The following is a 14,379-nucleotide window of genomic DNA, read 5'->3' as shown; positions in this document are numbered from 1 at the left end:
GCCCCACCACCTTACACATCATGAGATTCAAGCTGCATTAGATCAGGCCGTGGCATACTGAAAAATCCGCCCTGAGAAAAATCAATACCCAGTGCCGCCACTTGAGTCTGAACCGCTTCATTATGAACGAACTCAGCAACCGTTTTAATCCCCAGACTATGGGCAAACTGAACAATACCTCGGGCCACCTGAACAGCGGTTGGATCTTCATCTAAATGACGAATCAGACTGCCATCGATCTTAATAATATCGACGTTCAACTTAAGAAGGTGCGCAAAGTTAGAATAGCCCGTACCAAAATCATCAATGGCAATCTTACAGCCATAGGGTTTGACCTTCTCGATGAAATGCAGCACATCTTCATAGTTGTCGATCCCATCTGATTCCAAAATCTCAAAGATCACACGCGAGCCAATATCCAACTGCGACAATTGGGTCATAATCAAATCAAGAATTTCAGGGTCGACCACATCGGCATAAGATAGATTAATCGAAAACTCGTAAGGGGCTTGCTCAAAGGCGGCAAAGGATTTTTCAATCATCACCCGCGTAATTTGCCGATTCAGCCGCAAACGCCCAGCCACACCGATAAACTGCCCCGCGGCAATGACCCCTTGCTCGGCATCTTGCATACGCACCAGACATTCATACTTAGTGATACGTTTGAGGCGATTATCATAAATCGGCTGAAAGTGCGGCAACATCTGATCCTGCTCCAGCCCTTCTTTCAAGCGGCGAGCCCAATAAAGATTACGCTCGTAACTTTTCTCAATTTCTTGTAGTTGATCATAAAAAACATAGGGGCGAATCTGCTGACGCGCCTGGACAACGGCAATCGTCGCCTGACTCAGCAGCACATCTGATGCCATCACCATGGATTGAGCCGTCTGGAAAGTAATCCCGACACTGGTCTCAAGGCTGATACTCTGATGCTGCCAGATCACCGCCTGCTGCCGGACGCTCTCAATCATCGCCCCTGCCACCATCTCCGCTACGGGCTCATCCATCGCCGGGCCCAACAATGCAAACTCATCCGCCCCTAAACGATAGACATGAAAAGGGCGCCCCTTGAGCACAGGCCATTGATGCGCCGTACACAACTCCCCGATACGCTGTTTTACAAATCCTTGCAGCCGACGAGCCACTTCTTTCAGCACCTCATCGCCACACTCATGCCCAAATAAACTATTGATCTCTTTAAAGCGGTCGAGATTCAGAATCATCAAAGCCGCATCAGGCTGAGCCTCGGCATCTTTGAGTAGGCGCGTTCGATTATATAACCCCGTCAGCACATCAGTATAAGAGGCCTTTAACTCTCGAATCAGTAACAACAAACGATAAACCAGATAACCGCCCAGAATGAGCATCACCGCCGCCGTACCTAACAGAATCCGATAGTTGGTATCGCGCATCGGCACCAAAACACTGTCAATCTCTTGTTGCGGGACCCCCGCGCCATACACCATACCGGCCGGCGTGCCCGCATAGTAAAGCTCGTAAGTGCGACCATCGACATCGAGGGACATCGTTTGCAAAGCGCTTTGAAGCGCCCCCTCTTGTCGAGACGCCGGAGTCCATGTGTCAGCCGTCAGACGCTTCGCCAAAATTGCATCGATAATATGCTGCTCAACTTTAGGGTCGGCGATTTCACTCAAGCTCGACAAATTACGGTTATTACGATCATTGAGAAACGCAAAACTGTTTGCGGTCACCTCAACATGACTGACCAACTCAACCAGTTGCTCCGATGACCAGTTGGTGGTGACCCAGCCGATAATCTGCCCCGCTTCATTCAGCATGGGCCGCGCCAAAGTCAAAATCGCTTGTTCAGTCACAAAATCAAAATAAACCGGAGACCAAGCCGTATTGAACTCCGCTTCTTCGCCAGGCCGCCCATCCTTGCCAAAAGTCAACTCAAACCAGCGCTGAGCACGATAATCAACATCCCGAGGCAGCTCGATGGGCTCAAACCCTGCTGCCGTTTTATTGAGCTGAACCGCATACGTTTGCCCTTTAGCCGCCAAAATATTGGGATTAAACCAAATCCCCCCACCGGAGACGCCAGGCATGTCTTTCAAGTAATCACGTAATGTCAGCGTCAACTGTTCGCGCAGAGTCGCGCGCTGCGATCGAGAGGCCGATAACGAAAGGCGATAAAAACTCTCACCCATATTGGCAAGCCCTTGGGTCCTTCGGGCCAGCGCTGCCTGGTGAGTATTCATGCGAGACAGCCCCGATTTCACCACATCCTGAATTTGTTCCAGGCGGAGCTTATGCATGGCTTGTTGGGAATAACTCAGATTCAGATGGGATAACAGCGCCATCCCCACCACAAAGAGCACCATCAGCAGAATCAATAATCCCGTAATGGACTGTGTGGCTTCGCTAGCACGCCCTCTTAGAACACGGCTTAACCGTGAATAGAAGACTTCCCAGTACTGGCGCAACCCGTGCAATGAGTGACAGAGGCGAGCGAATACAACGGTGGGCCACTGGTTGCTCATTGTGATTCATCAGCCGGTAGCGTCTCTAAACGGCTCTGGGCTTTGGCATAGCCTAAACGCACCGCTTCTAAAAACCAGTGGCGAGCTTGAGCCAAATCCACATTCACGCCCTGCCCCTGGGCATACATTTCACCCAAAATGTTCGCAGCCTGCCCCGACTGCGAAGCGGCCTTTTCCGCCCAGAGTCGTGCTCGCTCATAATCTTCCAGGGTATAGGCCATCATCGCCATATTACGCTGCGCCTTAACGTAGCCTTTTTCGGCGGGCTCCTGACACGCGTCTAATGCATCACTGAAATTGCGGATCTGAGTCAGCAGGTAACAATCATTAAGCTGCTGCGAACTGATCGCATCGGCACCCACCGATGCGGTGCTAGTCGTCTGTTGCCTCTGTGTTTCTGCGGCTGCATCCGGATCATCAGAAACCTCATCACTTTGTCCGCTGGCCGTTTCCGCCGCTTGGTTCGAATCCTTAGACTGCACTTTTAAACGCTCGGCAAAAGCATCGACATCATCGGGGCATGAATATTGATAACCGGCCCGATAGCGGGCAAGGGATTGGGCCGTTAGCGGGCGCTGGGCATACTCTTGTGCCACAGCCTGACAACGACGGTCGCGCTCAACACGAATTTTGTTCTGCAAATCCTGCGGCAATTGCTGCCCTTGCGGCTGCTTGAGAAAGCGTGTGAGCGGATCAATATAAGGCTGATCAAACAACGCCTGAACCGCAGCCTTATCGGCCTCAAAGGCTTGATTAGCTGTATCAGAAGAAGCGCGTTCAGCCTGAAATGCGCAGCCTGATATCCCCCAGATGCCGATGCAAACGGCCAATAAACGAAACCACATCATGGCAATCAATATCCCCTGGCATCCTGTGATAAGCAAACAGTCTTCAATGCTGTCCGAATCTGTTCGGGGCGACGTCACACATTCCCCCGATAAGATTTAACATTAATATACCAAAGATACGTCACAAAGACTGATCATTCCGCCAATATTGAGCATACACGACATTCGCTGATGAGCATGTACGAAATATTTAAGTCATAGATCATTTCAGAATCGTGCCACCAGGAACAAAACTGCCAATAGCGAAAAAGGCAAGCTCACTAAAATCACTGCCGCAATATCCTCTTTGGGCCCATGGTAATGCGCGGCCAAGATATAACTGATCACCGCGACCGGCATACTGGCTTGAATCATCAGCGTATGTGCCACCAAAGGGCTTAATGCGAATGCTTGAGTGACTAAAAAAGCCGCCCCCAAGCCCAACGTCACTCGACCGACCGATAGACCAACAATCCGTTTCAGTCGCGTCAATTCTCGCAAATTGATCGAAGACAAAGAGCGCCCTAACAACAGCAGCATCACCGGAATCGTCATCCCAGATAAAATATCAACCGTTCGCAACACCGCCGTCGGCACCTGCCAACCGGTCGAAGACCAAGCCACCCCGAAACATAAAGCAATTACAGAAGCGTTAGACAGCAACGACTTCACCGAAAAACGCCCGGAAAGCAGCCAAACACCCAACGTAAAATGGCTGATCTGAACCACCGTTGAAATCACCACCGCATGCACCATCGCCTGCGGCCCTAACAAAGCAAACACCAGAGGAAGCCCTAAATTACCCGTATTAGGGTTTACCCACATCGACAGATAACCACGCACATCCAACCCTGCCAAACGCAACACAGCCGCCCCAATCACCGCCGAAAGCGCTAATGTCGCCACAATAGCCAAAAACGTATCCGAAACCGCCCAAAGTGACGTTGTCATGGTGAACAGCGCATTTAGAATCAACGCTGGCAAACCAATCAATGTCACTAATCGAGATAACTCGGGGGAATCCAATAGCGAGGTTCGACGCGCGAGCATCACCCCCAACCCGGCACAAAACACAACGGGAAATAAAGCATTCCAATAAGCTGACAGCACACCACCTCCAACACCATGCCAAGACAAGACAAGCACCCCATGCCATGGCAAACACTCAACCTGACCGCACAACGGCATCAGCCCCTCACCGCTAGTGCGGCGAAAAAACTGATGATAATGATGAGATGATAAAGAAAGTCAAACCGAAGCGAGTCACTATCGCAGAGAAGTCCGATACTAAGATGACCCCGCACGCAACGGTTGCTCGACAGAATTCAGCTGAATAAACAGGTTCTGAGTATTCAGAGAAGGCTAAGCCTTAAGGGGGCTTTAAGCATAAAGGGGACGCTGAGCCCCCTTTCAATACCCTTTCAATATTCTTTCAATATGCTTATCGTGCGTTTCTTTCAAGTAGGCGAGTGATGCTCCGAATTGAGCCCATCGTCATTGCCTGACACTGTAAAACCCGACAACCATGACCAAAAGAGGCACCATCACAACCAACACGGCGAGCAGGACATTGCCCAACGCTTTCCAGGCAGAAAATCCTTGCACCTGCGCTAAGCTCAGTACCAATAAAACCACGGCCCAAATCCCGATAAGCATCTCAATCGTGCTCAGTGCGAGAAGAACAGATGACAACGATGGGGTTGAATCGAGCGTCGGTGTGGCCGTTGTGAACATCTCTTGACCGAATAAGGCCAGCTCTGGCAGCCAGAGGATCAAGGCCCATATCATCGGAATACAAGACCAGGCCAGCGCAGCGCGCACAGCTTGTGGTGATGCCGTGCCGCCCATCCAGCCGCCCACCCAGCGCATGATGGCACTACCGAGATAAAGATAAATAATACCACTGATGGGGCCCAAAACAGCCGCGATCAACAGAATATAGGGCCAGTCAAAACTGTTCCCAAGGTCTCTGACGCTTGCACGATCAAGTGCTTGAGAAAAGCCATAAATGGCGGCTAAAAGCATGACACTTTGTTCGGGATTAGTGTCAATGATGTGTTGTATGGTGGCGCGCGGTTTCGTCCACATTGAAATCCAAGGATTCAGCGCCTGATCACTCTGTTCCATATGATGGTTATCCTAAAGCTAACACTTTATAGACTAAAGACACTCACAAAATGAGATGACATTCAGGTCATTAAAATCACACGCTTCATCATGTTGACGGGTGTGATTCGGAGTAGCTTAATGGATAGAAGTCGCTCAGAATACTGGCAAATATTTCACATCATTGACGCCCATAATGAAGGGCATCATCACTTTCATATGGTCCCTTTCTATACCCACTGATCAACAGCCAAGTGCCTAGGTCATCGCTGGAAAATACTCAGTCATGGAGAACACCTCATCGATGAGCGGTATTGAAGTGATGCGTTGGCGACAAGCACCAACGGCTCGTCGAAGGCTTTGAAAAGATGAAGACAGGGTGATGGATCTTACCGGCTACAAACATACAATCATGCTCGCCCTCCATCATCCCTTGAATCAGATCCGACGTCGGCCCAGCCTGCAGAGACCTAGCGCTTCTTCTAGCTTTTTGATATGAGCCGTGACGTTGGACTGAACCGTATGCAGCAATTCAGCGGCCGCCACAAAGCTACCGCTGCGGGCAACTTCTCGAGATACCCTTAACGACTTCAATTGCACCTGTCGGCCCTCCCCATCTTAACTATCACAATAAGTGATATCTAATATCAAAATAAATCACTTTCCATGAAACAGAAGCTTCCCTAACTTGTTCCAACACATCCGGCAATCAGCACGGCCAGCGCAAAGCCATGCGCCGGAAACACTGAGCGCCACGGGGGCATAATACGATGATAGCGGGTCGATTTAATCTCTCGACATTGCTCGTTGGGGCCATGGCCACCTTTGTGGGCATTGGCCTTGCACGATTTGCTTACACCCCCATGATTCCTGCACTGGTCGACGCCCACTGGTTTACCGCCTCCCAAGCCGCCTACCTAGGCGCCGCGAACCTGCTGGGTTATCTCGGGGGAGCGGTTGGCGCACACACACTTTCAGAACGGTACAAACATCGCCATGTGTTAGGAGGCGCTTATATAGCCGTGGCATTGAGCTTTTTTCTTTGCTTGAGCCCGACAAGTTTCATGTGGTTCTTCGTCTGGCGATTTGTCTCTGGTTTTGCTGGCGCCACTCTCATGGTCGTCGGCCCATCGTTGGCCCTATCCAATACCCCCGAATCTCAGCGCCCCGTGACCGGAGCCATGGTGTTTACCGGCATCGGCATCGGCGCTTTCTTATCCGCCACGATTATTCCATTACTCCTCAACTCAGGGCTGATGGTGACGTGGGTGGGTCTCGGCATCCTGGCGGCGGCTGCGGGCCTCATCGCTGATCGGGCGCTTACAGGCTTGAAAGCATTAGCGGCCACACCTCAGCCAGACAATGGCGTTGAGGGCTTAAACTCTGCTCAAAAATGGAGTATCGGCATTGTGATGCTGGCGTATGCGATGGACGCCATCGGCTTCGTTCCCCATACCGTATTCTGGGTCGATTATCTCGCTCGCGAAGTCGGTATGGGACAAACCATGGCCAGTGAGCAATGGGCGGTGCTGGGCATCGGCGCCATGATGGGGCCCTTTATTGTCGGACGAGCAGCCAAAAAGCTCGGTTGGCATGGGGCGCTACTCGCAGGCTTCCTCGCCAAAGCCATCGCTACGGCATTACCCACTGTATCGGTCTCCATCGTCAGCCTGAGCCTATCCTCCTTTGTCGTTGGGGCCATGATTCCGGGTATTGTCGCGCTCACCGCAGGGCGGCTTTCAGAAATTGCCGGACCGACGAACCATAAAAAAATATGGGGGCTGGCGACCGCCATATTTGCAGTCGCTCAAGCGGCTGGGGGGTACGCGTTATCATCGATCTATGCCGTGCAGGAGACCTACGCGCCCTTATTCAGCATTGGGGCGGTGGTCCTGATGAGCGGCGTGCTATTGCTATCAGCCCAATACGTGTTATTTCGAAAAGCCACGCAGACGGAGTAAAACAACGATGGAATTGTACCTAAACAAAACGTCCCCTTACGCAAGAGTCGCGCGAATCTGCGCGATCGAAAAACAGCTGGACCCGCAAGTGAATCTGATCTGGGTCGACCCCTGGGCCGACGACAAAGCTTTGCTCACTGCCAACCCAAACAGCAAGATTCCAGTATTGGTCACCGATGAGGGCGAAGCCATTTCAGAATCCCTGCTTATTGCCTCCTATTTGGATAGCCTTTCCCCGGCCAACAGCTTACTGCATACCCCTCACTACGCTGATGTTCTTGCCCTCTCGGGCCTGAGTCAGGGGCTGACTGATGCAGCGTTTACAACAGTGATTAACCGCAAGCATTTAGGCAAAGAGAGTGACCTAACAGTCCTCGGGGAACGTCGACAAAAGGCCATCACAAGAGGCCTGCAAAGGCTAGAAGATAAGGTCGACACTGACGTCATGCGGGGCGAGATCAACCTGGGCCAGATTATTACCATCGTGGCCTTGAGCTACATCGATTTTCGGCTGCCTGAGCGACAATGGCAGCACCAGCACCCACACTTGGCAAACTGGGCGACAGGCCTGTCAGAACGTCCCAGCACCACAACAACCGCCTTCGCCTAACCCACAAGCCCTCCTAATCGAGGGCTATTGACTCAGTGCGCCATAACGTCTCGTGGCGGTAGATGAGATCTGTTGAATAGCTTTCCCAAAACTCATGAGTTCTTTGCTTTGTTAACCAAATACTGCAAGTGATAGACATCGCATTTCTTATTGTGCCTTCTCTCCATTCTCACCATCCCATCCACTGCTTTGACCTTCTCGAAACCAAACTTTCGATGCGGATAACCCCGACCCATTGCCCCTGATATTTCACTGAGAAATGTTCAAACAGAGCTTAGCGGCTGCGTCCGCAAGGCAGCATTGTGAGCGGTTTATTCACGCCGATCGCCTAAATTTACCGCTCATTCTAAAGCCATCTCTCATATTCAATCCCATCAAAATGAGATTGATTGCACCCGCCAGTAACTCGACGCCTTGCACGATGTAGAAATGGGTATCAAAAGTGCCCGCAAATGCCCAACAATTCAGAAATACTGCGCATGGAATGAGCACCAATATGCCATTGGCAGCAATAAACGGCATTCTCTTTTTCTTTTGTCGTACCCATTGGCCACTTCTAGATTTTGCCAAAGCGAAACCACTGCCCCCAGTTAAGGCAATGGAAGGAACAAGAATAAACAAGCCGGGCCATACAATGAGGCTTTTCAGAATAGCAATAGATTCTCCAGTGCCCAAAAGCTCGACCAAAATGGTTGCCGAGAAAAACGTCGCAATGCACAAGACCGCGATGAATGCTGCAAATCGATGGAGAATGAGCATCTGTGTTTCCTCAGGAAGACCAATTTGGTAACATGTTGTCATTATGAAAATACAGACTCATTATGTCAACATGTTGTCAAAACAAGCAGAAGGATTGGATATGAACGACCCTCAGAAGGGCCCGGTGTTCACCGACATTGTTCTTGAAGTATTCAAGCTGGGAGGGCTTCTTGTCAGTGAAGGTGACCACATGGGTGAGGAATATGGCATTACGAGTGCCCGATGGAAGGTTTTGGGTGCACTTTCCCTAGCGGGTAAACCGCAAACCGTGCCGCAAATAGCCAGAAGCATGGGGCTGACACGACAAGCAGTCCAACGACTTGTTGACGCCATGCGTGAGGATGAACTGCTGTGTTTCCAGAACAACCCAGACCATAAACGTGCAAAACTGATATGCCTCTCGGCACTAGGGGAAACGGTATTTTCGAAGTTGAGTGAAAAGCAATCGGGATGGGCGATGGAATGCTCGACGGGTATCACCAAAGCAGAGCTTGAGACAACACTGTCTGTTCTTAAGCGTATCTCAGAATCTTTTGAACGCTAACGCTTGGCATAGTGGGCAGCTTGTAGCACCAGCGAAAAGTTGCTCCGCCACAACCATTTGTTAGGCCCTTTCACAATGATGCCTCAATAACCTTAATCCACTGAGCGTATGAATCTGCAGGCCAATGATTATCTATTTTTAATCGCTCTATCGGGTAAGGCTTCTTCTCCCCACCGAACCAATTAAAATAAGAAACCGTTTGACCATCTGCATTGGGCTCTTTTGATAACGGGACATCCCACTCAAAAATGTAAAACGCCGTTCCTTTAGGAAAATCTTCTTCTTGCGGCATGCCTCGACTTGTCATGTGCTTAGCCATATTTTTGCCAATTGACCGCTACGTTTTGGTATTGAGAGGGTAAGTTAGCTTTAGCCTCTTGAATAGAGACGTAGTCCGCATCTTGCTCGACCTCCCAATATGCGTAGTCAAATCTTTCGCTTAATCTGGAATGATGATCAGACCTAATTGTTCTAGTAATTGCTCTTGTTGCCAAGTGCATATTTTCACACCGGTTAGATCCACTTTTCTAGGATCTAGGCCATGTAATTCAGAATGACTCAGGTCGCAGCCTTGCACTCGACATTGATCCCAACAATCTTCCGAAAAGACACCACGACTGAGGTCTGAGCCTTTAAATGAAGCGCCCCTTAAGTGAGCACCAATCCATCGGTTCTCAAATAAGTCACACTTTTCTATAAGCTGTTTCTCAAAGTTAACATAGGATAGATTACAGCCTGTGATGTACGCAGAACAAAAGTACATCTTATGAGACACTCGATTCACGAAGCTAGCTTGAGAAAAGTTAGCCCCTTTTAAATCACACTCCCTCAATTCAAGACCGAAACAGTTTGCCCCAATAAAGCAGGACATAACTAGCTTACACCTCTTAAATGAGGCGTCTCGAAGATCGGAGTAAGAGAAATCACACCCTTCCAACTCCCCTTGCTCAATAAAGTGACAATCAATAAATTGAGTATCTCTCAGATAAGCGCGCTTAAAGCTACAGCAATAGAATTTACAGTTAGAAAAAATGTATTCACTAAGATCTTGACTGGCGAAATCCACTTGAGAATATGACTGATCAGTTTTATTCACTTTACAACCTTTTTAAAACATTGAATCGAAGGCTATCATTTACCAAAAACCTTCCAATAAAAAGACTATTAAAAAACAAAAAAACAGCCAAAAAAAGGTGCCGACAGGCACTCTAAGGGTGTCATGTTAAACTTTCGCGCAGCCAGCAGGAAAAATTTTGGGGTCATTGAAAGCCATCCAAACAAAGGACATAACCGCTAAGCCGCAAAATAAATGCCACTATATTTTTTCAATCTCGCCCATCGCTACAAGTGTTACTTGATTACCGATGTAAGCAACCTAGCTTATTATTCTTATCTATAAATAACACCTTCTAGAGATTCATCATCAAAAGCATCCGAGTGAGTTAAATGACCATCATACCCCCCTAGTTTGTTGACATAGCGACCATCTTTGAACACTAACTGTAGTCCATGCTCTCGCTCCCAATCACAACTGCATACCAATGAAATGTATATCGTATTATCATCATCTCGACGAGACACCGCTGGCTCACATCCAAATCGAACAAATTGCCAAACATCTTGCGGCCTTTCAATTTCAACATAGCCATCATCCTCAGGGCTCAGGTACTTCAAAGTTTTCAAATAATATTGATAAACCAATCCACTGACACCATAGAGAACGCTTTTGTCTAGATTTATAAAGTTATTGATTGCCTTTTGAAAATCTTCTTTAACTTTATCATCCTTGTAATTCTCAATTAAAAACTCACATTCCTTATCATCAAGAAAGGCGACTTTTATTGGATCAGTAAAACATTCATCATAACGATCATCAATACTAATCGTACCTACTGACAGTTCAAATTTTAGCAAAATCAATCTCTCTCTAAACACAGGGGCACTCGGGAACATAATGCTTTTGTAAAGGCGCGCAATCAAGAGCGCCTTTACTGACAAGCTTGTTAGCTGTGGTTAGTAGAACTGGCATTCGAACACCCAATCACCAGACTCGTCTTTATTGAAATAGGCGATTCCGTTATCAGCCCACATCCAATTTGGCTTTTCCTCACTGCCGATTTGAAAAACGAACCCATCTAAATTATGACCGTGTTGAATACAATTTGGAAAGCCTCCGAACTTAGTGCCGGGATAGCGATTGTATTCTTCAAAGAATATAGCATCCTCACCATCAGATTCATTTATAGGGGTCATATCAAGGATATTTTAGATAACCCTAACCATTGTCTCTTGTGAAAAGTGCGCATGCTCATTTATATCAAATTTTGTGCTCACTATGCCGCAACTTTGTGCCCCTAATCTCTTGATACTGAAACATCTTAGGCGATGGCGCCAGTAAAAAATGCGCGTTGATTGACATGGGTTGATGGGCTATTGCTGGTCTGCTTGCAGCCCTTCACACAATCGCCTGCAAGCAGACTCCCACAGAAGGTTCAGAGGGTAATCTGAAGGGCTGTGGGAGCTTGCTTGCAAGCGAAAAAAGCTAGCTCATGCCTCTTTGTCTTCATCAATCGAGGCGCTTGTATCCGCCGCATTGCCGAAGTTCGGTTGCATCTACCTGGCTGAGCTATTTTGAACCAGCTTGACTTGAATAGGTCTTTCGATATCAAGCATTTCTATTAACTCAATTATTTTAAGCCTAGGAACACCGATAATCGAGTTATCTTTTTTGTACTCGATACCTATTCCTGCAAACCGAAAGGTGTCATCAATGTTTGATTTCAACATCTGATTTTTTGAAAAAAAATACATAGCACCACCACTCATACCTTGAGGGTGTGGCCCCATGCTCACATTGCCTTGGTATTTTAAATTCAAACCCTTTCTATCATAAACGCCAGAAATTTTAACTTTGTTATTTATTACTATTTTCGAAACTATCGTAAAGTACTTGGCATTTTTAAAGTATTTCCACTTTCATCAATATATACAAATTTATTTTCCAAAGCTTCTTTTGAACTGCTTTTATGTGCTTTCTTTAATTTAGTTTTACTTGCAGGAAACCCAGTCCAAGCAAAGTGCTTTTTATCAAAACCGTTCAGACTTTTTATATCAAGATTAAAGTAGTTTTTGTTTTTTAATGCTCGATTAAAACAATCAACAATAACTATATCCTCTTCTTTGAACACTTGATAATCATCTGCAAAATCCATGATCCGATAAAAATCTCCATCACTACCAAAAGTGTAGATATTCTCAAACTCAACCCCACCGCCTAACGCATGCGCAGCGAAAATTATAAAATGATATCCTTTATAACTAACGAGTGTCCCTGTAGATGAATATTCGTAACTGTCTAATTCATCCTTGACATATAAAGGAATCACGAATCTTTGCGACTGTCGATCATAATCATCTGATTGATATGTAAATTTATTGCTCATATAGAAATTCTTATCCTTGATCCTGCTAGCCGAGGGAAGCATAACGAGGCTGTAGAAAAGCCCAATTTCGAGCCGTCTCCAGCGCCTTTTGTCCTTATGCCTAGTCGGTCATCTGGCTGAGTCATTTTAATATTGGCATTTAGTCACTTGAGCGCCCAACTTAGGCTCGCTGAAAGCGGTCTGCTAGGTTCAAAAAGCGATATACTTCGCACCTGATGACACTTCATGACACAACCAAACGACCATAATTCGCTAACTTCTCAATATTGTGCATCAAGCAGTAAGCTGCCACTGACCTTGTACTTTCTTCTTGCCCCGCAGACTAAAGCGGTTCAGCCCCTTCGTTGTGCCGATGTTGCCGAATACCGGTTCTACAACGGGCATCCGGTGGCTGTAGATTTGTTTACCGTGGGGACGGTCGACGCGATGTTTCATCCAGTCGGTGTCGCTCGCGGGTCGTTGGGTTGTAATCGTAGTGCTTGAATCGAGCCATCACCGTCTCCTGCGTTTCAAAACCCGATCACATCATAGTTCCGGAGGTTTTTCTACAGCCTGAACGAGTGATCTGGGGCAAACCGGAGCGTAGCGTAGGTTTGTCCCTAGCAGCACTTTGCTAGGCCGGGTTTACTCTGATGCGAGCGAGAAACGAAGTGTTATACCACTCTTGAGCAGATAAAACTCGTCTGCCGTTACCTGGCCATGGATCTCGTACTACAGCAGCTGTGACATCTCCACGACCAAAGTGATCTCGTACATACATTAATGATGTTAAAACCATAGCGTGCCCCATTGTGCCTATAATTAACGGCATATCGATTGATAAGTCTTGTGCTGCTGTCATTGGATTGGCAGAGAAAGCATCACCTGAAACATAAAATCCTCGCCCTCTTGAGTCTCTCCAAGAACGATTTAGATTCGCGAGAATCTGATGAGGTTGGCCAGGTAAATTAACTATCCCACCCCAGGTTTGTTGAACGATTTCTTCTTGGGGGACGCGCAATCCATAGTATCTGAAAACCATTTCTATACAGGCAGCCCAACACCATTGAGTCATATGCTGCCCGCCGACAGAAGCTGCACTCACATGAGCAAGTCTAGAGTCAATTCCCGCCTCACACTGCTGTATACCTTGAAAATTAAACGGTGTGCAATTTAAAAGAGCAGAAGCAGGCTTGCTTAAGCCAAAAGCGCCTAACGCAAGAGAACTCGAACCAACCTTAAGGAATTTTCGTCTATCCATGATCATCTTCTATTTGCGGTGTAAAAGGTCTAGTATTTTTAATATTGCGCATCCGTGTTTTCCTCAAGGAGACAACGAACCAATAAAACTATTAACCAATTGATTTTTAAAATCTTTCGCACATCCATAACCATTATTTTTGTGATAAGTGCGCATGCGCATTTGTATCAAAATCTATGCTCATTATTCCGCAACGTCATGTCCCTGATACCTTAATATAGAAACACCTTAAGCGATGATGCCAGTCTAAAATGTGCATTGATTGACATAGGTTGACGTATGGTCGTGCCACGGTTTAAGGCGCTGTATCAGAGAAGTTCAATGCGATGGGTGTGGATATCAGGTCGTTTACAAGTATGGACCTCGCTTATCTACAGGCGCTATG

16 protein-coding genes and 1 pseudogene are annotated in these 14,379 nt (G+C 47.5%); 3 read left to right on the top strand and 14 right to left on the bottom strand.

Annotated elements, in window-relative coordinates:
• Positions 1 to 11 precede the first annotated feature (11 nt).
• The 5 genes from BFW38_RS04540 to BFW38_RS17630 form a co-directional block, all read right to left on the bottom strand.
• The gene (locus BFW38_RS04540) at positions 12 to 2,504 is read right to left on the bottom strand and encodes a bifunctional diguanylate cyclase/phosphodiesterase (protein WP_084004455.1); all 2,493 of its coding nucleotides are present in this window, start codon (positions 2,502 to 2,504) and stop codon (positions 12 to 14) included.
• Positions 2,501 to 3,352: a tetratricopeptide repeat protein gene (locus BFW38_RS04535; RefSeq protein ID WP_139116557.1), complete on the bottom strand. Its 852-nt coding sequence runs from the start codon at positions 3,350 to 3,352 to the stop codon at positions 2,501 to 2,503. The genes BFW38_RS04540 and BFW38_RS04535 overlap by 4 nt, the downstream gene beginning before the upstream one ends.
• 207 nt (positions 3,353 to 3,559) lie before the next feature.
• Positions 3,560 to 4,519, bottom strand: coding sequence for an AEC family transporter (locus tag BFW38_RS04530; protein WP_218186358.1), 960 nt, complete (start codon positions 4,517 to 4,519; stop codon positions 3,560 to 3,562).
• A gap of 306 nt (positions 4,520 to 4,825) precedes the next feature.
• On the bottom strand, positions 4,826 to 5,458 hold the full coding sequence (locus BFW38_RS04525; protein WP_084004454.1) for a Yip1 family protein: 633 nt from the start codon (positions 5,456 to 5,458) through the stop codon (positions 4,826 to 4,828).
• Positions 5,459 to 5,875: 417 nt separating this feature from the next.
• On the bottom strand, positions 5,876 to 6,037 hold the full coding sequence (locus BFW38_RS17630) for a LysR family transcriptional regulator (protein WP_084004453.1): 162 nt from the start codon (positions 6,035 to 6,037) through the stop codon (positions 5,876 to 5,878).
• A gap of 170 nt (positions 6,038 to 6,207) precedes the next feature.
• On the opposite strand from BFW38_RS17630, the gene BFW38_RS04520 reads away from it, so the two are divergent.
• Complete coding sequence (locus BFW38_RS04520; RefSeq protein ID WP_068997319.1) at positions 6,208 to 7,398, top strand: YbfB/YjiJ family MFS transporter; 1,191 nt, start codon at positions 6,208 to 6,210, stop codon at positions 7,396 to 7,398.
• A gap of 7 nt (positions 7,399 to 7,405) precedes the next feature.
• Positions 7,406 to 8,008 carry a glutathione S-transferase N-terminal domain-containing protein gene (locus tag BFW38_RS04515; protein ID WP_068997318.1) on the top strand — a complete coding sequence of 201 codons (603 nt, stop codon included), beginning with the start codon at positions 7,406 to 7,408 and terminating at the stop codon, positions 8,006 to 8,008.
• A 315-nt stretch (positions 8,009 to 8,323) separates the two neighbouring features.
• Here BFW38_RS04515 and BFW38_RS04510 read toward each other — a convergent pair whose 3' ends face one another.
• Positions 8,324 to 8,767: a hypothetical protein gene (locus BFW38_RS04510; RefSeq protein WP_069000202.1), complete on the bottom strand. Its 444-nt coding sequence runs from the start codon at positions 8,765 to 8,767 to the stop codon at positions 8,324 to 8,326.
• 100 nt (positions 8,768 to 8,867) lie between these two features.
• On the opposite strand from BFW38_RS04510, the gene BFW38_RS04505 reads away from it, so the two are divergent.
• On the top strand, positions 8,868 to 9,311 hold the full coding sequence (locus tag BFW38_RS04505) for a MarR family winged helix-turn-helix transcriptional regulator (protein WP_069000201.1): 444 nt from the start codon (positions 8,868 to 8,870) through the stop codon (positions 9,309 to 9,311).
• A gap of 70 nt (positions 9,312 to 9,381) precedes the next feature.
• Here BFW38_RS04505 and BFW38_RS04500 read toward each other — a convergent pair whose 3' ends face one another.
• The 8 genes and pseudogenes from BFW38_RS04500 to BFW38_RS17620 all read right to left on the bottom strand — a co-directional run bounded on the left by BFW38_RS04500 (position 9,382) and on the right by BFW38_RS17620 (position 13,994).
• Positions 9,382 to 9,603 carry a hypothetical protein gene (locus tag BFW38_RS04500; protein ID WP_218186357.1) on the bottom strand — a complete coding sequence of 74 codons (222 nt, stop codon included), beginning with the start codon at positions 9,601 to 9,603 and terminating at the stop codon, positions 9,382 to 9,384.
• A 147-nt stretch (positions 9,604 to 9,750) separates the two neighbouring features.
• Positions 9,751 to 10,407, bottom strand: a complete 657-nt coding sequence (locus BFW38_RS04495) for a Qnr family pentapeptide repeat protein (RefSeq protein WP_068997316.1) — start codon at positions 10,405 to 10,407, stop codon at positions 9,751 to 9,753.
• 293 nt (positions 10,408 to 10,700) lie between these two features.
• Entirely contained in the window at positions 10,701 to 11,225 is a 525-nt protein-coding gene (locus BFW38_RS04490; RefSeq protein ID WP_218186356.1) for a DUF6985 domain-containing protein, read from the bottom strand.
• A gap of 99 nt (positions 11,226 to 11,324) precedes the next feature.
• Entirely contained in the window at positions 11,325 to 11,564 is a 240-nt protein-coding gene (locus BFW38_RS18420; protein ID WP_068997315.1) for a DUF1963 domain-containing protein, read from the bottom strand.
• A 360-nt stretch (positions 11,565 to 11,924) separates the two neighbouring features.
• Positions 11,925 to 12,188 (bottom strand): hypothetical protein, encoded by a 264-nt coding sequence (locus tag BFW38_RS18045; protein WP_218186355.1) that lies wholly within the window; start codon positions 12,186 to 12,188, stop codon positions 11,925 to 11,927.
• 59 nt (positions 12,189 to 12,247) lie between these two features.
• Positions 12,248 to 12,754, bottom strand: coding sequence for a hypothetical protein (locus BFW38_RS18040; protein ID WP_218186354.1), 507 nt, complete (start codon positions 12,752 to 12,754; stop codon positions 12,248 to 12,250).
• Positions 12,755 to 12,977: 223 nt separating this feature from the next.
• Positions 12,978 to 13,204, bottom strand: a pseudogene (locus tag BFW38_RS18095) (transposase); the annotation flags it as partial.
• Positions 13,205 to 13,367: 163 nt separating this feature from the next.
• Positions 13,368 to 13,994 (bottom strand): papain-like cysteine protease family protein, encoded by a 627-nt coding sequence (locus tag BFW38_RS17620; protein WP_175400931.1) that lies wholly within the window; start codon positions 13,992 to 13,994, stop codon positions 13,368 to 13,370.
• Positions 13,995 to 14,379 lie beyond the last annotated feature (385 nt).

Origin of the sequence: Terasakiispira papahanaumokuakeensis (genome assembly GCF_001709345.1) — a bacterium.
Taxonomy (GTDB): domain Bacteria; phylum Pseudomonadota; class Gammaproteobacteria; order Pseudomonadales; family Halomonadaceae; genus Terasakiispira; species Terasakiispira papahanaumokuakeensis.
The sequence above is the reverse complement of the archived record's forward strand: the minus strand, read 5'-3'. Positions and strand labels throughout refer to the sequence as shown.

Bases quoted from the DNA above. Each gene is read 5' to 3' on its own strand.
- BFW38_RS04540 (WP_084004455.1), bottom strand. From the start codon at position 2,504: ATGAGCAACCAGTGGCCCACCGTTGTATTCGCTCGCCTCTGTCACTCA.
- BFW38_RS04535 (WP_139116557.1), bottom strand. From the start codon at position 3,352: ATGATGTGGTTTCGTTTATTGGCCGTTTGCATCGGCATCTGGGGGATA.
- BFW38_RS04530 (WP_218186358.1), bottom strand. From the start codon at position 4,519: ATGCCGTTGTGCGGTCAGGTTGAGTGTTTGCCATGGCATGGGGTGCTT.
- BFW38_RS04525 (WP_084004454.1), bottom strand. From the start codon at position 5,458: ATGGAACAGAGTGATCAGGCGCTGAATCCTTGGATTTCAATGTGGACG.
- BFW38_RS04520 (WP_068997319.1), top strand. From the start codon at position 6,208: ATGATAGCGGGTCGATTTAATCTCTCGACATTGCTCGTTGGGGCCATG.
- BFW38_RS04515 (WP_068997318.1), top strand. From the start codon at position 7,406: ATGGAATTGTACCTAAACAAAACGTCCCCTTACGCAAGAGTCGCGCGA.
- BFW38_RS04510 (WP_069000202.1), bottom strand. From the start codon at position 8,767: ATGCTCATTCTCCATCGATTTGCAGCATTCATCGCGGTCTTGTGCATT.
- BFW38_RS04505 (WP_069000201.1), top strand. From the start codon at position 8,868: ATGAACGACCCTCAGAAGGGCCCGGTGTTCACCGACATTGTTCTTGAA.
- BFW38_RS04500 (WP_218186357.1), bottom strand. From the start codon at position 9,603: ATGCCGCAAGAAGAAGATTTTCCTAAAGGAACGGCGTTTTACATTTTT.
- BFW38_RS18420 (WP_068997315.1), bottom strand. From the start codon at position 11,564: ATGACCCCTATAAATGAATCTGATGGTGAGGATGCTATATTCTTTGAA.
- BFW38_RS18040 (WP_218186354.1), bottom strand. From the start codon at position 12,754: ATGAGCAATAAATTTACATATCAATCAGATGATTATGATCGACAGTCG.
- BFW38_RS17620 (WP_175400931.1), bottom strand. From the start codon at position 13,994: ATGGATAGACGAAAATTCCTTAAGGTTGGTTCGAGTTCTCTTGCGTTA.